The organism is Anaerosolibacter carboniphilus (genome assembly GCF_014205875.1).
Classification (GTDB): Bacteria; Bacillota; Clostridia; order Peptostreptococcales; family Thermotaleaceae; genus Anaerosolibacter; species Anaerosolibacter carboniphilus.
Window position 1 is genome coordinate 75,040 of record NZ_JACHEN010000002.1, and the last position, 17,969, is coordinate 93,008.

A 17,969-nucleotide genomic window follows, 5' to 3' on the forward strand; every position below is an offset into this window, starting at 1 on the left:
AAGGGCCGCATCTGCTACCCTTCTTTTTATGGTTCGTATTAGATAAAAGTTGTGCCATATCGCAGGGAGCGGCCCTCGCCGTTCCGTGGCTTTGAATTCCTATCTTTTTCGGAACGATGGGGGCTGTCGTTCCCTACAGAAAACATGATTTTCTGTGGTTTTGTAGGGTTGGACGCCCCTGTCCAACCGTTACCTTTGTTTACAGGGACAAATTATGGGCCTGACATAATGTATCAATGACAGAGAAAATCAGTACCTTCGCTAGGTTTGCCGTCGTGTTGTCTTGGTCAAATCGTGGTGATACTTCAGCAATATCAAAACTTACCACCTTATCGGACTTCAATATATATTTCATAAACTTTATCACTTTTTCTGGATCTAACCCTACAGGTTGTGTAGCACTAACCCCTGGTGCAAAGGCTGATGAAAATACATCGGCACATATGGTCATATAGATATGATCATTATTTTTCATAAAATGATCGAATCTTTCCAATAGCCCCCAATTATCCCCATCGATGATGTCTTTGGCAAGAATATATTCTCCGCCCAATCGATCGGCTGTTTTGAATAAATCGATGGTATTACTGTGTTTCTGTACCCCTACACAGAAATAGGAATAGTTCAATTGCTGTTCCTCACAGTGGTCAGCAATCTGCCGAAACATGGTTCCTGAACTTCCACCATTGGGATAAGGTCTCAGGTCGAAGTGGGCATCAAAATTAATAATACCAATATTGGGCTTATGATTCGTTTTCTTTACGTGATTCAATATCCCATGGTAATGGCCAAAAGCCACCTCATGACCGCCTCCCAATACAATAGGGAAAAGATTTAATCCCAAAAGCTTTTCAACCGCATTAGCAAGTAGCGCTTGGCTTTCTTCTAATGTGCAATTTTCACAATAGATATTTCCCGCATCAAAAAGCTTCACCTCTTGCGTGAAACGACAGGGTAGGTTGGATAACTCCCTTCGAATACTCTGAGGCCCATTGGCGGCCCCTGTCCTTCCTTTGTTGCGCTTTACACCTTCATCACAACAAAATCCAATAAAGGCAAAGCCCAGCTTTCCTGTAAAAGGTGTTAAATTATCTTTTCTTAGGTCCATAGGTTGTATCCATTGATGCCACCGGAAGGTATCATAGTTGCTTTCGCTATCAATCCGCCCTTGCCAGGCTGTCTCTTCTATGGTTTTATAATTTTCACCAAACATAGTTTCCTCCAAATTTGTTTTCTATACCACTACTACCTTAGTAGATATGACCTAACTCTGTCAATGTAAATTTCATCCATATCTATTGATAAAATCAACCTTATAGGAGAAAATAAGAGGAATCTGGCAGAAAAGAACTTTTTGTATCCTTATAATAGATAACCAGTCGGTGAAGGGCTCTTGTACAGGCAATATATAGGAGTTTTCTATCTAGTTCAGTCGCATAACGGCAATCTGATACATCATAGACAATGACAGCATCAAACTCTAAACCCTTGGCCATATATCCAGGGATAATCATGGCACCTGACTCTATTTCTTCGTCCTTTGAAGCAATGATGCTGATGTCGAGAAAAGTCTTCAATCGACTGTGAAGCTGTCTAGATTCTTCCATGGTCTTACAGATCACAGCAATCGTTCTCTGACCTTCCTTCATAAACCGATGAATATCTTCTACAACGGCATCATCCATGTTTTCTAAGCTGTCCTTTTTCAGCACGAGGGGTTTTCCTTCATGACGTTCAAAGCTGATGCACTCCTGCTGAAGATTCAATATTTTCTGAGAGAATCCACTAATTTCATAGGAAGAGCGATAGCTTTTGTTTAGAAACAAATGAATCGCTTTCCTCTTATGAAAGATTTGATTGATGTTATCGTATAGAGAAATATCTACTTCCTTATGGATAGATTGGTGAATATCCCCCAAAATCGTAAATCTGGCATCCTTAAACAAAAGGTCAAAAACTGCATACTGTATAGGTGCATAATCCTGAGCTTCATCCACCACTACCTGCTTGATTTCCGAGAACATGTCATTTCCTTCGATTTTGAGCTTTAGAAACAATAAGGGTGCACAATCTTCATATTGAATATGCCCCCGTTCTAAATTCTCTCTCGTAGATTGAATGATACTTTCAATATCGACTGGCAGCTCCAATCCCTGAGCCAGTTTCTTTAAAAGTCCCTCTTGATCAAACAATGTACGATATACCTGGAAGTAGTCCACCTGGGTAAAACTGCGGATTTTTTTCATTAATCCACTGGATTTCTTCATGGAAAGCAGTCGACTAAAAGATTTTATTTCAAATTCATGTCCATCCATTTTTTGTACGAGCTTCTCAATCTTAAACATCCTTTCCTTTCGTAATGGATGAATTCTGTCTAGGATCATTCCCTCCATTCGCTTCAACCGTTTGGCTATGGGTCTTCCTATTTTATCATGGAGAAATTGATTCCTTAATAGATTTTTTGTCTCAATAACCTTGCCAGCATAGTAAACGTCCTCAAAAACAATATGATTTCTTTCATAATATAACAGCAAACGATTTAAAAGCTCTACAAATATATTGGATTCTTTAAATGCAATGCTTTTCTTTCTTTGCTCTACCAGATCCACCGCCGGGCAACCAATCAGCCATTCTAGCTGCTCCATTCTTTTTTCTATGTTAAATCTACCATTCGATACCTTTGTTCCCAGAACATCAAAGGTTAATTGCTCTACATTTTCTTCTCCCAGCTCAGGCAAAACTCCAGAGATGTATTTACTAAATACTTCATTGGGTGAAATAATTAAGATGTTGTTGGAGCTCAGCTTTTCACGGATGCCATGATAAAGCAGAAATGCAATTCGATGAAGAGCAATGGAAGTTTTTCCACTTCCGGCAACCCCTTGCACAATAAGGAGCTCATTATTGGTATCCCTGATGATCGTATTCTGTTCTTTTTGGATAGTCTCTACGATATTTCTCATTTTTGAAGACGAATGACGGCATAAAACTTCTTGTAAAATCTCATCATCAATTTTCAAACTGCAATCAAAAAAATAATCCAGCTTCCCATGATGAATCTTATACTGTCTTTTTAGCAATACATTTCCTTCGATAGTGCCCTTGGGCGCTTGATAGGCCGCTTCTCCCAGCTCAAATTGATAAAATATGCTCGAAATCGGCGCTCTCCAATCATATACTAAGATATCATAGGATTCTTCGTCGACCACATTATGGAGACCCACATATATCTTTTCTCGCCCCGCTTCTCCCTTTTCTATGAAATCAAATCTTCCAAAATAGGGAGTATCCAACATTTTCTTATATTTTTCAATTTGTTTATAGATGGTTCCATAGCTGGTAGTTTGACCGTTGAGTACGGCCAAGTATTGGCTAATTTCTGTCAATCGTTCAAAATCCGTAGAGAAATGCACGGTATTTTCCCACATTTCCTTTCTAAGACTTAATAGATCATCCTTCCTATTTTGCAATGTACGAATCTCTCTATCCAGCTCATGACCTATGAAGTCTAGCGTTCTAGATAGATATTGCTGTTCTTCCTGTAGGTTTTGTTGATAACTGTCCATAAAATTTCCATCTCCTTTGCATTTCATTTTATGGCCGAAGGCATGCTATCGAAACAAACTTATGATTCCAAACATATGATAGGAATGAATTGATTTTAAATGCTGCCTTACCTCTTCAATATTCTTTGTATCCCGTAAGATACACAGCGTCATATGAATAAGATTCTCATAGATAAGTCTTATTACGAGCTCCTGCTTATTCTCTGCTAAAAATTGTCCATACTGAATTGGATGAATCACCTGTAGGGCATGCAAAAGAAATTCTACCAATTCCCTCTTCGCATTTTCATATTTTGTCCCTGTGTTTTTGTGAAAGACAATGAGCATGTGTTCTCGATGATCCACCATGAATTGGATCACCTCATGATTGACCAGCCAAAAACTCTCTGACTGCTCTACAAATTTTGCATCCGTTTCCTTGATGGCGGAAATCTTACTCCATAGCAGCTTTTTTACTATTTCTAAAAAATTTCCCGGCACATTGGCATCAAAAATCTCATCCTTGCTCTTGTAATATCGATAGATATTTCCAATGGAAACCCCTGCCCATTCTCCAATTTCGGATATTTTTGTATCCCTATAACCCTTTTCTGCAAATATCTTCAATGCTGCTCCATCAATCCGGTCTTTGATCTCGTCTTTTTTATACTGAACCATTATGGCCCTCCTTAAAAGCGAATTTTTCATTCTCTTTTATTATATACGAGTTTCTTCGTTTGTAAACCCTTAGAAAATAAAAACATATGGGACGTTTACGTCCCATATGCAGGTTATTCATGTTCACTTTTTAGAAAATATTTTCTTTCTTTAAAGCATCAATTTCTTCTGTACTCATACCCAATAGTTCCTTTAGGATCTCTTCTGTATGCTGCCCCAGCAGTGGTGCATGGGTACGTACGATACCTTGGGTTTCACTCATCTTAATAGGTACTCCTGCCATTTTTAAGTGGCCTGCCACAGGATGATCTACTTCTATGATCATATCTCTGGCCAATACTTGAGGATCTTCCATCACCTTATCAATCGTATTGATTGGTCCGTTTGGTACCCCTGCCTTGTCCAGTAGGTCCTGCCACTCTTTTGTTGTTTTTGTTCTTGTAACCTCAGTAATCAGTGGCACCAATTCTTCTACATGCTTCGTTCTCAATGGATTGGTTTTAAATCGCTCGTCCTGGGCCCATTCCTCTGTTCCAAATACTTCACACATCTTCACAAATAATGCATCATTTCCTGCTGCAATCATGATTTCTCCATCGCTGGTTTCAAATGGCTCAAATGGCGTAATGGAGCTGTGACGGTTTCCTGCTGGCTTCGGTGCTTCTCCCGTAACCACATATCTGGCAATGGCATTCTCCAGGATCGCCACCTGACAATCTAACATGGCCACATCCACCTTTTGTCCTACTCCTGTATTGTTACGATAATTTAAGGCTGCCAAGACGCCAATGGCTGTAAATAACCCTGCTGTTACATCTCCGATGGATGGACCTACTCTCGTTGGCTTACCACCCTTTGGTCCTGTGATACTCATGATACCTCCCATTGCCTGTACAACGGCATCATAAGCAGCTCTCTTGCTATAAGGTCCAGAGTGACCGAATCCTGATGAAGCGGCATAGATAATTCTAGGGTTTATTTTCTTTAATTCTTCATAGCCCAAGCCTAATTTCTCCATTGTTCCAGGTCTGTAGTTCTCTACCACCACATCTGCCTTCTTCACCATTTCTATAAATAGTTCCTTCGCTTTAGGTGCTTTTAGATTTAATGTAATACTTCTTTTATTTCGGTTTAAGCTCATAAAATAGGCGCTTTCATTCTGGATATAGGGTCCAAATTGTCTTGAATCATCCCCCACCTCAGGGGCTTCAATCTTAATTACATCTGCACCCATATCTGCCATTACCATGGTAGCATAGGGTCCTGCCAGCACTCTTGTCAAATCCAGTACTTTAATACCTTCCAAAGCCTGCTTCATATGTCTCTCTCCTTTTCTTTTTCATTATTGTTGGCATTTTATATAAAAAAATCCTATTCAATATATGTTATTCCTATCCTAAAAACACAATTCCAAACAAAATATTGATATCATATATTTGATCAAATTATTATTGCATAGAATTTATGATCGTTACTTTTCTGATTCGTAGGATTGAAAGAAAACTTCTAATGCCTTTTCCTTATGACTTCTTAGGATCTCTTGAGATTTTTCTATGTCTTTTTGTCGTAGGGCATCCAGCCATTCCTTATGCTCCTTTAAAGATTCCTTAGGTCTGGTACTGGATTTTGTGAACAATGTTCTATAAAAGGAAGATTTCTCCCATAGGCCCATAATCAACTCACGAAGATAATGATATGGACTGACACTATAGATATATCCATGAAACTCCTTATTGAGTTCTGCATACACCCTGTAATCTTGATCTTCTATAGCAGTCTCCATTTCTCCAATCAACGCTTCCAGTTCCTTAACTTCACCCTCATTGATATAGGGAATCGCTAATTTGGCAGCCAATACTTCTAGTTCCGTTAAAATGAGAAGGATTTCTTTCATCTTGTCCACCTCAAAAGTGGCAACCCTTGCACCGATGTGAGGTATTACTTCTACGAACTCATCCTGTTGTAGTCTTTTAATGGCCTCTCTTACGGGCATGGGACTCACATTGAACTCTGCAGCCAAATCTGAAATGATAATCCTCTCTCCAGGCTTTAGCATGCCATCTATAATCTTATCTTTAAGCTTTTGATATATAATATCATTTTTTGTTAGAAAATCCATTGACCTCACCTCTTATGATTTAAATTTTACCATATATTATATCAAATATCAAATATCTTCTTATTGATATCAAATGTCATTTATCTATCTTTTAGTATGTTCCTTCATGCCATAATCATGCAACAGTTTTAACAACTCAAAATTCCATATATACGCATATAAACACCTACTTAAAGCTGTTGACAGATTTATGAGGAAAAAAGCACACTATAGATACGGCTCTCTATAAAACAAGTGGGAGACTGATTCTTTATATCAATCTCCCACTTGTTTTATAGCCTATAATTGCTGTCCATTCTTTTGAGTCTATCCCATTAGATAGGGACCCTATGCCCATCTTTTCAAAGTAGGTAATAGACTTTTCATGATCTGCCTTGATTGTTCCTCTTTCATTCCTTGATGGACCATATGGGGTACACAGATCTCTACCATTTCTTCCATGGTCACTTCAGAAGCAAATTTACCATCTTGAAAGCAGTAACAACAATAGTCGTCGTTCTTAGATCCATTTTGATTGGTTCCCAGCAATTCCTCAGTTGCCATGGGCATTCCACAGCTTTGACATATTCTCTCCTTCATTCGATCTCCTCCTCAATGATATTTCTTTCATTTTCATTATAGGAGTTCCAATATGACAACAGCATGTCGTAATTCATTTGATCATTCATATTTTTTTAGAATGTTTTTTGTTCTCTCCAAAATAATTCTTCTGATGCGTTCTGGCTCTATGACCTCCACCTTATCTCCAAAGCTCAAAATCATTCCATAGACCCATTCATCCTCTGGATATTTTACAGTTACATAGACAGATCCATCTCCTTGTATATCCAAGCCTTCCAGTTCAAAATATTGATCGAGCCTACTCAGTGCCTCCTGCTCGAATTTAAGAATCAATTTTATCTTTTCCCTCTTATCATGATCAAAGTCGTACATCACGGGCCCTTCTCTCCTCATAAAGCCGTGATCTGTAACCTGAAGCTCCCTGATTCTGGTCAGCTTAAACAATCGATAGTCTTGACGCAAATGGCAATACCCATGAAGATACCATATATTCACCTTCAGAATCAAAGCCATAGGTTCTACTTCTCTCCAAGTTGCCTTACCATTAAGATCCAGATAGTTTATTTTAATGATTTTATTCTCTTCTATAGCCCTTCTGATGATATTGACCTTTTCCCTTCGTTTTACTGAATCTCCCCAGGGGCTAAAATCCATTAGCACATTGTTGGTTTTTATAGGATGATCTTTCCGCTTAACGGCCGATAGCTTGTCCATAATATCCTGTAGATTTTTATCATCATATGCTTTGTATACACCTTGGAGAGCTGTTAATAGCAGACTTTGCTCTGTCTTGGTAAAGTAGCTTTTGCTAATCACGTAATCCTCTAAAACACCGTAGCCTCCGTTTTGCCCTTTGTATGCAAAGACAGGGATACCTGCCATATTGATGGCCTCGATATCCCTTTGTATGGTTCGTACCGACACTTCAAAATAATCTGCCAACTCCTTGGCAGTCACTCGTTCTTTATTCAGCAGCTTGATGACAATGGCCAGCAGCCTTTCTAATTTCATAGGGTTAACACTCCAAAGCAAAAAATGATGGTTCTCTTTTTACTTCTATATCTATTCTCGGAATCCTCTAATTCTTTTCATCATCATAGTCAAATAAGACTCAGGAAGTGCTCCTCTTCCCCAATATTTTTCATAAATGATCTTTTTGAATACATAGAGGCTTTTTATCTTTCTACCCTACTCATTCCTTCATTATTAGAAGCCTACATAATGCTTTACCTGATCAAAGGCTCTAAATCCCAATCTTTCATAAATCCTTCCTGCATCCATGTTGTCATACTGCAAATAGAGATCTTTGCCTTCCTTCAACAGTTGATCGCATAATGCTTTTACACACGCTGTTCCCAATCCTTTTCCCTGGTATTCTGGATCCGTGGCAACACCAACAATCAAAGCCGAGGTTTCCATTTCAAATTCACTTTGGGCAACGGCTGCGATTTTTCCATTTCGACGTATGCATAGACCTCGGCCTCTGCCACTGTTGAGTCTTTCCTCCATCACGGCCTTTGAGCTAAACCCAGTAAATACTTTTTCATAGATCGTTGCGACCTCATCCAAATCCTGAATCTTGAGGATCTCTATTTCCTCAGAGATAGGATATTCCATAGTTTGGCCTAAAGCAGCTAGTTTGGCAATAATGGCTCCCTCATGGGCAGAAGCAAATAGACCTTTTCCCAAAAATTGATCACAATAGGAAGCAGGCCCAATCAAAGCTTTGAACTCCAGCTCTCTCATACATCCTACAAAACCTTCTATATCAAAGTCACCTTTGGCATAGAACTGCAAATTTCCTAGCTTACGGCGAAAAAGCACTGCCTTTAGTCTTTGTTCATGATCCCATTCTCCTATGAGCTTTTCATATACCTTTTTCCCATTTTCAAGGCCTAGACGAATAAAATAATTCCGCCCAGGGTCTTGATTTATAAATTCAAGCACTTCGCCATATTCCTCTTCTAGAATTTCTCTGATCATGATTGTCCTCCAAACCAATATAAAATTTGATTTTATGCGTCTACCCTTTGTTGAGGATCTCAAAGTTGGGTATAATATATATAGTTTCTCTATTTAATCTGTCCTTTCATTCTCTCATATGTTTTTTACCTTAGAAAGCTGTTGATTTAAAATGAAAAAGGAGAGTGATACAAATGAAATCTGTATTGATGTTTACCATGGAGTCGTGTCCATTCTGTAAGGAAGCCAGTACATGGATGGAGGAACTCAAAAAGGAAAATGTAAAGTATTTCAACATCGATATTCAGAAGATTGATGAACGACGACAGCCCGAGATTGCCAATAAATATGACTATTATTATGTACCTACATACTATGTGGATGGTGTAAAAGTCCATGAAGGGGCTGCAACGAAGGATATCATTCGTAAGGTTTTAGAAACGGCCTCTGAGTAAGGCCTCTCTAGAAAAGGAATTCTGATTTTGCTAGAATTCCTTTTCTAATTGATTGTTGTAGCTTTAGAACAAATACGCAGCATTGTCATCCTTTAGAAAGCTCTACAATTTTTTCCATTACTCTCTTATTTCCATATGCAATCTATTGTCCTCCATATCCTGATCTTTCAATATGCTCATAAGATATCTTTTTACAAAGCTATTGGGTGCTACCTTCCATAATTCAAATCCCTTGGATTCTTTAATCTCTTCTTCTCCGTCATGATCTTTGCCTGCAAAATATCTTATATTTAATATTTCCATGGTTTTCGCCATCCAATCCAGTTCTTCCTCGGTATAATGATTAAGACCCACCAAAGCAAGATAAGCCATATAGTAGGCCTCTTTTCCAAAGGATTTTTCCGAATAGTCCTTGAAATGATTTATATTCTCATCCACAATTCCAGCTTCCTTCGACCAGCCTTCCACATCAACCCATGCAGTACTATAGTCATAGGCCTCCCTATCCGGTGAATACTGCAGCACGCCATATTGCTGGGGGTAGACGTTCAAAGAGCTTGTGACAATATCATAGATTGGGCTCTTTCCTTGGCCTTCTGCCGGTTTATAGGAGCTTATGTCCTGAATATGAATATGGCCCGATAAAAATATGTTCAATCCTTGCTCCTCAAATACCGTTAAGCATTCCTTATGATTGTCCAGGGTATATCCCTCTTGGATCATTTCATTATGGTCCAGCAGATTGTGGTGCATCACAGTAATAATCTTCGCATTTTTCTTTTTCGCCAAATCACTACATTCTTTAATCCAGGCTAAGGTTTTAGGCCCAATTACCCCCCCTGCTTCAGGTCTACCATCTTTCATGTTATTCCTATATTGATTTGTGTCCAGCATCAGCAGCCATAGATCCTCTGAAGGAGCTGCAAGATAACTCAATGTTGTTCGATCCCTGGCGATAGCATCCTTGTATCCAAAATCTTCATATATCTTTTTAAAATCTTTGTCATTGATGGTCTCTGTTGCGTATCGTTGATCTTCCTTGAAGCCTGTAGCCCAAGGATTGAGTATATCATGATTTCCTGGAATGACGTATACCGATGTGCCCAATGCTTCAATTTCCTTAAACAACTCCTTCAGTTCCAGGTGACTTGCCTTTTCTCCATTGTTTGTTAAATCCCCGCTAACCAGCAAAATCTCTGGCTTTTTCCTTTGAATATCATAAATAAAGGCCCTCATGATTTCATCAATATAATCTAGCTCTCTTCCATCATCCCCAAGGGCAACATACTTTTTAAAAGCTTCTCCTCCATCCTTTAAACTGTCTGCTAAATAATGGATATCGGAAGCCACGAAAAAGGTGACCTCTTCCCCTGCTTTTAACCGGGTGGCCGTCTGTTGATCCCTTAGAAAAATGCCAATGGATCCTAGTATAAGTACCACAGCAATTGCCAGAAGTAATTTCGTTTTTCTTCTCATAGGGACCCCCTTTCTTTTTTAACTGCTATTTTATATATACATGATTCTTCCACTAAAAACAACAGGAACAAAGTTGCCTATCGGCAATTTGTTTTCGCTAGGAAACCCTAGGTTTCCTTCGACGCCTGCAATGCAGGTTCCTGAGGACCTTCCTGAATACGGCAAAGGGGAAATCCCCTCTGCACACCCCATATATAGGAAATTGAAAATCATAATTTCCTATATATCAAAAAAGGGAGTAAGCACTGTTACTCCCTTCGTTTCCTATAGATTCCCTACTAAGAGATCATCTTCTTCATGATCTCATTACTTCGTTTGATGAAGTTTGCCATAGCCTCTGGTGCAAGGGGCTTGTGACTGAGTACGGCTAAATCATATACCTGTTGCGCAATTAAATCCAATAACTCTGTTTCCTCGTTGGTATGGCCTAAAATATATTGTATCAGAGGATGCTTTTTATTCAGTACAAGGGTTTCTTCACTTGGGAACATCCCTGGGTTAAACCCTCCCATGTTATAACGCTTCATCATTTCCTGCATCCTTCGGCTATCTTCCGATAGAATGATCATACCCGCCACATCTTCAGACTTTAAGCTTTCAAGCTGAATCTTACAGTCTTCTTTTGCTAGTGCTTTTTTAAAGACCTTGGTTACATTCTCCACTTCTACCTTATTCGTCTCTTCATCAGTCTGATCCTGCTCCTTCATAAGCTCTGAAATATCAGAATCAACTCTTTTGAAGCGGATATCATTCTTTTTCATTTCAATATGGGATATGAAGGCAGAGTCAATACTATGGTCCAGGATCACAGCTTCTACTCCGTGGGCTTTCAGTAAACTGACATACTGGGCTTGCTGCACAGGATCTGAAACGTAGTAGACCTGCTTCTCTAGCTTTCCAGTATGCTTTTCCAGGTATTCCTCAATCGTTACATATTGTTCATCGGTTGTTTTGTATAGGAGGATGGATTCTATCTTCTCATAGAACTTATCATCCTTGATAGAACCATATTTAATAAATGGACTAATATCATCCCAGAATTTTTCAAAGCCTTCTCGTCCTGACTTAAAGAGACCATTCAATTTATCGGCTACCTTTTTTGTAATATAATCGGAAATCTTTTTGGTAAAACCATCATTCTGAAGAAAACTTCTAGATACGTTTAATGGTAAGTCTGGACAATCAATAACACCCTTTAAAAGCAGCAAGAATTCAGGGATAACTTCCTTGATGTTGTCTGCGATAAAGACTTGACTATTGTAAAGCTTGATGCGTCCCTCAATGGTATCAAACTCCGTGTTTAATTTGGGGAAATACAGAATCCCTTTTAAGTTGAATGGATAATCCATATTCAGATGAATCCAGAAAAGGGGTTCTTGAAAATCTCTGAAGGTTTTTCGATAAAACTCTTTATATTCCTCATCGGTACAAGCGCTAGGCTGCTTCAGATATAGCGGAAGCACATCGTTCAACGCCTCAGGCTCAGTAATAATAATATTTCCATCCTTATCTTTCTCTGGTTCCTTATCTGCCACTTCAAAATAGATTGGATATGGCATAAAGGAGCAGTATTTTTCAATAGTAGATCTTACAGTGTATTCACTTAAGAAGGTCTCTCCATCTGGTCCCAGGTGGAGCGTAATTTCTGTCCCTCTATGGGTTCTGCTGCCTTCCTCCATCTCAAACTCTGTGCCACCATCGCAACGCCATTTCACCCCTTGGGCTCCTTGACGATAAGATAAGGTATCAATCTCCACCATATCAGCTACCATGAAGGCTGAATAAAAACCAAGGCCAAAGTGACCAATAATCTGATCGATATCTCCTTTGTCCTTATAAGTCTTTAAAAAGTCCTCAGCTCCTGAAAAGGCAATTTGATTGATATATTTCTTTACTTCCTCATCGGTCATACCGATGCCATTATCAATAAACTTTAACGTCCTTGCCGTTGTGTCCAGGATCACCTTTACCTGAAAGTCTGTTTTGCCGCCTAGATGAGCCTCGCCTAGGCTGCTCAGCCTTTTTACCTTGGTAATGGCATCACAAGCATTTGAGATTAACTCTCGAATAAAGATGTCATGGTCTGAGTAGAGCCACTTTTTAATAATGGGAAAAATATTCTCACTATGAATAGACAAACTTCCTTTTTCCTTACTCATAAATGCCCTCCTTATCATTTAAAATTATGTAGTTGATTATCAGTTAAGGATGTAAGATCTCACCCCTTTTACAAATTTATATTACAACGATATAAATTTTCAGTCAATATAAAAATTAGCACTCCCTGATAAGGAGTGCTAATTTTTATACAACAGGAAAGAGTATCCCTGACATATAAATCACAGCAGTCAGCATAATTCCACTCAATAAGGTAGAAGCCATAACCACCTGTGAAGCATAATCAGCACAATTATCAAATTCTAAGGCCATAAGGGCGGTATTAACTGCTGTAGGTGCAGCTGATGAAATCAATATAGTCTGGGCAATCACCCCATCAAACTTCATCATGTAAATCAGCAACAATGTTAAAATTGGCCCTCCCACCATTCGAATGGCAGCTGCCATATAGACCTCTTTATTTTTTATATCCATTTGAGTCTGCGCACACTGGATACCAAGCGTCATCAAAATCAACGCCACAAATCCTTCCTTAATATGCATGATTGCAGACCAAATTGGAATCTGTGTTAGATCATAAGGAACATGTTTCATTAGAAATGCCAAGGGAATTGCATAGATTGTAGGCATGGCAAGTATTTTTTTAATGGTATCCTTCCAGTGCATATTCCCACGTCCTGCATTAAAAAAACCAATGGTATTCATCGTAATATTTTGAGCGATATAGATCATAATTTGTACTGCGAGGGCCATATTCAGATATGGGGTCTGTCCATTTTTTACAAAGGGACTGCTGCTAAATACCGTCATAACAAGAGGAATCCCCATGTTGCCAGCATTATAGAACATCGTAGCATTCTTTAATGCATTGGTCATCCGATCATCATAACCTCGCATCCTTGCAAACCAACGGGCCGTAAAACCAGTTATCACCACAAATATGATTGCATAGATAAACACTTTCATCATTTCAATAGGCATTTCTGTCGTATATAGGTTTACAAAAACAAATACAGGAAGATAAATATTTAGATTGATGATGCTTAACGTATAAATATGGGTGCTTTTTCTTTTACCAATAAAATATCCCAAGAAAATCAGTACAAAAATGGGAAGAATATTATAACTTAAAATATGGAAAAAAATCTTCATTTGTTTCTCCTTTCGATGACAAATTCTTTTATGAATAGGCGGCATTCATTTGAATCTTTTTTTATATGCGGATATTTATTGTTTATCTCCATCGTTCCATACACGCTGAGATTTCTTTTAATGTTGCCACATCCAATCCTGTATCATATTTTGTACCGCTTAATGCCTTAACAATGGTTTCTGTAGAAAGACCAGAACAGCCTGGTGTTTCCATGGATATGGATGCATCAATAACATCAGCACCTGCTTCAATTGCCTTTAGATATGCCATAGAAACCATATCGCTGTTATGGCAGCTATGAAAGTGAACAGGTATTTTTATCACATGTTTTAGCATAGTTATCATTTCAAATGCGCTATAAGGTGTAAGCCCTCCATGTTGATCGACCAGACAAATAGACTCCGCGCCTATTTCTTTCATCCTTCGAGCAATCCCTAGATAATGCCCTATATCATAGGGAGCTGCTGCCGTATATGCAATGGCTATTTGCCCTTGTCCCCCTTCCTTTTGAATAGTCCTTACGCAGGTTTCTATTTCCCCCATTTCCGTTGATGTATATAGAATTCTAATGATATCCACCCCATGATACACAGCCTTTCTTATAAACGTTTCTCTTTTCTGTCCCTCCGTAGCTTGCTTTGTCAATGACAATAGCAGTTTTGTGTGGGTCACAAATTTTCGCATCATTTTTAATCTTTCCCATGGGTTTTCATATAAAGCCCCGTGGGAGGCATCAAAAGCGTGTTCATTCCAAACCCCTAAAGCATAATATCCAATACTATCCAATTTCTTTAGAAGTGAAATCATTTCCCCGCCTTCTATTCGTTTTGCAATCAAGGATGGGTGCATATTCTGAAAAACGGTTTCCGTTACTTTCACCTCAAACATTTTTACCTCCTAATTCCCATTCATATTTTAAATTTCTACAGACTTTGTAACAGACAATACAAGGAAATAGAATTCCAAGGTTGGCCAACTTTTACAATTCTATACCCATTGAATGAAAGCTGAAAGTAATTATTTGCAAATTTTATGCCAATCATTGCGCATAGACAAATGGCTGTTTGCTACCTTTTCTTTCTAAAAAAAAAGTGTTACATGAAACATTTCATGTAACACTTTTTTCATTTTTTATTTTACAAGCCTATCCTTATAGAAACATTAATCCAAGACCGATAATCACACCTGTATAGATTAAATCAATAATGCAGAACCCCATGATATCTCTTGCACCAAGGCCTGCAATACCTAGAGCAGGTAATGCCCAGAAAGGTTGTATCATATTGGTCCATGCATCACCCCATGCAATGGCCATGGCTGTTTTGGCTGCCGGAACACCCAATTCGGCTCCAGCAGGCATCATAATCGGAGCCTGAACTGCCCACTGTCCACCGCCAGATGGCACGAAGAAGTTTACCAATCCCGCGCTTAAGAATGTAAACAAAGGGAAGGTTCTAGGTGTGGAAATGTTTACGAAAGCATTGGACATTGCTCCTGCCAGAGAAAGCCCTTCTGCACTCATGCCTACCATCATCCCCATAATTCCTGCATAAAAAGGAAACTGTAGAATAATTCCTGCCGTACCTTTGGCCGCTTCTCCAATGGCTGTTAAGAATCGTCTTGGCGTTCCATGTAATAAAATTCCTAAAATTAAGAATATGAAGTTCACAATATCTAGATTTAAGCTAAAACCATTGTTTATAAAGTAGTAGAAAATATATGCTAAACCTAGTACCCCAATCAATATGGACAGCACCGGACTCGTTTCCATTTTGTCTGCTGCTGTAGCAGCTTTTTCAGTAGTACACACTTCAGCCTCTAATAACATTTCTGGGTTTACCATAATAATCTTGTCTGGATCTGGATGCATCGCTTTGTTCACAAAAGGTAACGTAAATATAACAAGTCCAGAAATGATTAAGTTAAAATGAGAAAAAATCGTTTGACTAGTAGGAATCATTTCTGTGACAGCCCCTCTTGTCATACCGGCTAAATCTGCCGTAGGGGTTGCAAGGGTCAATGGTATGGAACCAGATAATCCACCATGCCATACCAAAAATCCAGAATAGGCTGCGGCAATCAGCAGACGATAATCCACGCCTTTCACTTGTTTGGCCAATTGCCTTGCATATAATGCGCCAATAACCAAACCAAATCCCCAGTTAATCCAACACGCAATGGCAGACACGAATGAAACGGCAAGGATTGCTTGGGTAGGTGTTTTTGTAAGTCCAGCTAAATTCTTCAAACCTCTTTTAATGCTGGGCGCGCTAGCCAAAGTGTGACCTGTTACTAAAACCAAGGCCATCTGCATGGAAAAGGCCAACAGACTCCAAAAACCTTTCCCCCAATGGACAGTCATTGCCATTGCACTTTGTCCTGTAAATATAATACCTAAGACAAATACAATCAGCGTCAGGATTACTGCAAATAAAAATGGATCCGGTAAATACTTTTGAACCAATGTAACGCAGCCATTTGTAAATCGTTTAAACATCTTCTCTTTCCCCTTTCATTGAATATATATTCTTGGGTACTACTCGCCTAGGCAAGCAGTACCCAAACAATTTATATCTCCATAGGTTTTAAATCTTCTGCAACAATAAGGTCTGCTTCTGTTGCCCGCTTTACATCTTCTATCGTAAAATCTGGATGAATCTCTTTCAGCACAATTCCCTGAGTCGTAACCTCCATCACGCCCATTTCTGTAATAATCAAATCTACCTCTTGAACAGCCGTTAACGGCAGGCTGCATTTCTTTAGTATTTTAGGCTCGCCTTTTGCAGTATGCTCCATGGCTACAATCACTTTCTTTGCGCCAACCACCAAATCCATGGCACCACCCATACCTGGAACCATCTTCCCTGGTATCTTCCAATTTGCCAAATTTCCTTCCTGATCTACTTGCAGTGCACCTAGCACCGTAGCATCCACATGTCCTCCACGTATGATACCAAAAGACATGGCACTATCAAAGAAAGCACCTCCCATTTTTATGGTAACAGGCTGTCCTCCTGCATTGACAATGTACTTGTTTTCTTTTCCAGTTTCCGCTGCTGGTCCAATGCCTACAAATCCATTTTCTGATTGGAGAGTGACATCCATATCTGGCGCTATATAATTTGCCACCATGGTAGGCAAACCAATCCCTAAATTTACAACATCCCCGTCTTTAAATTCCTTGGCTACTCTTTTGGCTATGACAATTTTCACTTCATTTTTATCCATTATTTTTCACCTCCTACAATATAATTTACAAAGATACCCGGGGTCATCACTTCATTGGGATCTAGTTCTCCTACTGCTACTAGATGCTCTGCTTCCACGATCACCACATCTGCTGCCGTAGCCATCAGAGGATTAAAGTTTCTAGCTGCATCCTTATAGCAAATATTTCCTTTCTCATCTACCTTGTGTCCAAAGATCAAGGCCACGTCCGCCTTTAAAGGCAGCTCAAGCAGATAGGTTTTTCCGTTCAACACCATTTTTTCTTTTCCTTTTTCTACTTCTGTGCCTACGCCTGTTGGCGTTAAAATACCACCCAAACCGGCACCTGCTGCCCGTATTTTTTCTGCCAAACTTCCTTGGGGAACCAAATCCACTTCTGTTTCTTTCTCATTCATTTGGCGTCCAGTTTCCGGATTTGTACCGATATGGGAAGTAATAATCTTCTTGAACTGCTTATTTACAACCATTTTCCCAACACCTGCATCTGGAAAAGCCGTATCGTTGCAAATCAACGTTAGATCCTTTACTCCTTTTTCAACCAAAGCGTCAATCAGCTTTTGTGGGCTTCCGCAACCTAGAAATCCTCCAACCATTATCGTCATACCATCTTGAACATGGGTGACAGCCTCTTCTATAGATATGCTTTTATTCATAAATATATCCTCCTTTTGCTT

At 39.1% G+C, this 17,969-nt stretch carries 16 protein-coding genes; 1 reads left to right on the forward strand and 15 read right to left on the reverse strand.

Features of this window, described 5'->3' with window-relative positions; genetic code table 11:
* Positions 1-199: 199 nt before the first annotated feature.
* The 8 genes from hutG to HNQ80_RS02415 form a co-directional block, all read right to left on the reverse strand.
* Positions 200-1,213, reverse strand: coding sequence for a formimidoylglutamase (gene hutG / locus HNQ80_RS02380; protein WP_184307810.1), 1,014 nt, complete (start codon positions 1,211-1,213; stop codon positions 200-202).
* A 100-nt stretch (positions 1,214-1,313) separates the two neighbouring features.
* Positions 1,314-3,566: a HelD family protein gene (locus tag HNQ80_RS02385; RefSeq protein WP_184307812.1), complete on the reverse strand. Its 2,253-nt coding sequence runs from the start codon at positions 3,564-3,566 to the stop codon at positions 1,314-1,316.
* A gap of 45 nt (positions 3,567-3,611) precedes the next feature.
* Positions 3,612-4,223, reverse strand: coding sequence for a TetR/AcrR family transcriptional regulator (locus HNQ80_RS02390; RefSeq protein WP_184307815.1), 612 nt, complete (start codon positions 4,221-4,223; stop codon positions 3,612-3,614).
* Positions 4,224-4,353: 130 nt separating this feature from the next.
* Positions 4,354-5,541 carry a CaiB/BaiF CoA transferase family protein gene (locus HNQ80_RS02395; RefSeq protein ID WP_184307817.1) on the reverse strand — a complete coding sequence of 396 codons (1,188 nt, stop codon included), beginning with the start codon at positions 5,539-5,541 and terminating at the stop codon, positions 4,354-4,356.
* Positions 5,542-5,694: 153 nt separating this feature from the next.
* Positions 5,695-6,342, reverse strand: a complete 648-nt coding sequence (locus HNQ80_RS02400) for a GntR family transcriptional regulator (RefSeq protein WP_184307819.1) — start codon at positions 6,340-6,342, stop codon at positions 5,695-5,697.
* A 327-nt stretch (positions 6,343-6,669) separates the two neighbouring features.
* Complete coding sequence (locus HNQ80_RS02405; RefSeq protein WP_184307822.1) at positions 6,670-6,921, reverse strand: zinc ribbon domain-containing protein; 252 nt, start codon at positions 6,919-6,921, stop codon at positions 6,670-6,672.
* 81 nt (positions 6,922-7,002) lie between these two features.
* The gene (locus tag HNQ80_RS02410; RefSeq protein WP_184307824.1) at positions 7,003-7,914 is read right to left on the reverse strand and encodes a helix-turn-helix transcriptional regulator; all 912 of its coding nucleotides are present in this window, start codon (positions 7,912-7,914) and stop codon (positions 7,003-7,005) included.
* A gap of 195 nt (positions 7,915-8,109) precedes the next feature.
* Positions 8,110-8,886 carry a GNAT family N-acetyltransferase gene (locus tag HNQ80_RS02415; RefSeq protein ID WP_184307826.1) on the reverse strand — a complete coding sequence of 259 codons (777 nt, stop codon included), beginning with the start codon at positions 8,884-8,886 and terminating at the stop codon, positions 8,110-8,112.
* Positions 8,887-9,059: 173 nt separating this feature from the next.
* Between HNQ80_RS02415 and HNQ80_RS02420 the strand changes: the two genes are divergently transcribed.
* Positions 9,060-9,320, forward strand: coding sequence for a glutaredoxin domain-containing protein (locus tag HNQ80_RS02420; RefSeq protein ID WP_184307829.1), 261 nt, complete (start codon positions 9,060-9,062; stop codon positions 9,318-9,320).
* A 117-nt stretch (positions 9,321-9,437) separates the two neighbouring features.
* Here the strand turns inward: HNQ80_RS02420 and HNQ80_RS02425 are convergent, their stop codons facing one another.
* The 7 genes from HNQ80_RS02425 to atoD all read right to left on the reverse strand — a co-directional run bounded on the left by HNQ80_RS02425 (position 9,438) and on the right by atoD (position 17,948).
* Complete coding sequence (locus HNQ80_RS02425) at positions 9,438-10,796, reverse strand: metallophosphoesterase (RefSeq protein WP_184307831.1); 1,359 nt, start codon at positions 10,794-10,796, stop codon at positions 9,438-9,440.
* Positions 10,797-11,074: 278 nt separating this feature from the next.
* Positions 11,075-12,955, reverse strand: a complete 1,881-nt coding sequence (htpG, locus tag HNQ80_RS02430) for a molecular chaperone HtpG (RefSeq protein WP_184307833.1) — start codon at positions 12,953-12,955, stop codon at positions 11,075-11,077.
* 145 nt (positions 12,956-13,100) lie between these two features.
* Entirely contained in the window at positions 13,101-14,066 is a 966-nt protein-coding gene (locus tag HNQ80_RS02435; protein ID WP_184307836.1) for an AEC family transporter, read from the reverse strand.
* An 82-nt stretch (positions 14,067-14,148) separates the two neighbouring features.
* Positions 14,149-14,955: a hypothetical protein gene (locus tag HNQ80_RS02440; protein WP_184307838.1), complete on the reverse strand. Its 807-nt coding sequence runs from the start codon at positions 14,953-14,955 to the stop codon at positions 14,149-14,151.
* A 262-nt stretch (positions 14,956-15,217) separates the two neighbouring features.
* Complete coding sequence (locus HNQ80_RS02445; protein WP_184307841.1) at positions 15,218-16,564, reverse strand: short-chain fatty acid transporter; 1,347 nt, start codon at positions 16,562-16,564, stop codon at positions 15,218-15,220.
* Between the two features lie 71 nt (positions 16,565-16,635).
* Positions 16,636-17,295 carry a 3-oxoacid CoA-transferase subunit B gene (locus HNQ80_RS02450; protein ID WP_184307843.1) on the reverse strand — a complete coding sequence of 220 codons (660 nt, stop codon included), beginning with the start codon at positions 17,293-17,295 and terminating at the stop codon, positions 16,636-16,638.
* Positions 17,295-17,948 carry an acetate CoA-transferase subunit alpha gene (gene atoD / locus HNQ80_RS02455; RefSeq protein ID WP_184307846.1) on the reverse strand — a complete coding sequence of 218 codons (654 nt, stop codon included), beginning with the start codon at positions 17,946-17,948 and terminating at the stop codon, positions 17,295-17,297. The genes HNQ80_RS02450 and atoD overlap by 1 nt, the downstream gene beginning before the upstream one ends.
* Positions 17,949-17,969: the final 21 nt, after the last annotated feature.

What these genes read in the sequence shown, in the direction of transcription:
- hutG (WP_184307810.1), bottom strand. Translation starts at nt 1,213, where the DNA reads ATGTTTGGTGAAAATTATAAAACCATAGAAGAGACAGCCTGGCAAGGG.
- HNQ80_RS02385 (WP_184307812.1), bottom strand. Translation starts at nt 3,566, where the DNA reads ATGGACAGTTATCAACAAAACCTACAGGAAGAACAGCAATATCTATCT.
- HNQ80_RS02390 (WP_184307815.1), bottom strand. Translation starts at nt 4,223, where the DNA reads ATGGTTCAGTATAAAAAAGACGAGATCAAAGACCGGATTGATGGAGCA.
- HNQ80_RS02395 (WP_184307817.1), bottom strand. Translation starts at nt 5,541, where the DNA reads ATGAAGCAGGCTTTGGAAGGTATTAAAGTACTGGATTTGACAAGAGTG.
- HNQ80_RS02400 (WP_184307819.1), bottom strand. Translation starts at nt 6,342, where the DNA reads ATGGATTTTCTAACAAAAAATGATATTATATATCAAAAGCTTAAAGAT.
- HNQ80_RS02405 (WP_184307822.1), bottom strand. Translation starts at nt 6,921, where the DNA reads ATGAAGGAGAGAATATGTCAAAGCTGTGGAATGCCCATGGCAACTGAG.
- HNQ80_RS02410 (WP_184307824.1), bottom strand. Translation starts at nt 7,914, where the DNA reads ATGAAATTAGAAAGGCTGCTGGCCATTGTCATCAAGCTGCTGAATAAA.
- HNQ80_RS02415 (WP_184307826.1), bottom strand. Translation starts at nt 8,886, where the DNA reads ATGATCAGAGAAATTCTAGAAGAGGAATATGGCGAAGTGCTTGAATTT.
- HNQ80_RS02420 (WP_184307829.1), top strand. Translation starts at nt 9,060, where the DNA reads ATGAAATCTGTATTGATGTTTACCATGGAGTCGTGTCCATTCTGTAAG.
- HNQ80_RS02425 (WP_184307831.1), bottom strand. Translation starts at nt 10,796, where the DNA reads ATGAGAAGAAAAACGAAATTACTTCTGGCAATTGCTGTGGTACTTATA.
- htpG (WP_184307833.1), bottom strand. Translation starts at nt 12,955, where the DNA reads ATGAGTAAGGAAAAAGGAAGTTTGTCTATTCATAGTGAGAATATTTTT.
- HNQ80_RS02435 (WP_184307836.1), bottom strand. Translation starts at nt 14,066, where the DNA reads ATGAAGATTTTTTTCCATATTTTAAGTTATAATATTCTTCCCATTTTT.
- HNQ80_RS02440 (WP_184307838.1), bottom strand. Translation starts at nt 14,955, where the DNA reads ATGTTTGAGGTGAAAGTAACGGAAACCGTTTTTCAGAATATGCACCCA.
- HNQ80_RS02445 (WP_184307841.1), bottom strand. Translation starts at nt 16,564, where the DNA reads ATGTTTAAACGATTTACAAATGGCTGCGTTACATTGGTTCAAAAGTAT.
- HNQ80_RS02450 (WP_184307843.1), bottom strand. Translation starts at nt 17,295, where the DNA reads ATGGATAAAAATGAAGTGAAAATTGTCATAGCCAAAAGAGTAGCCAAG.
- atoD (WP_184307846.1), bottom strand. Translation starts at nt 17,948, where the DNA reads ATGAATAAAAGCATATCTATAGAAGAGGCTGTCACCCATGTTCAAGAT.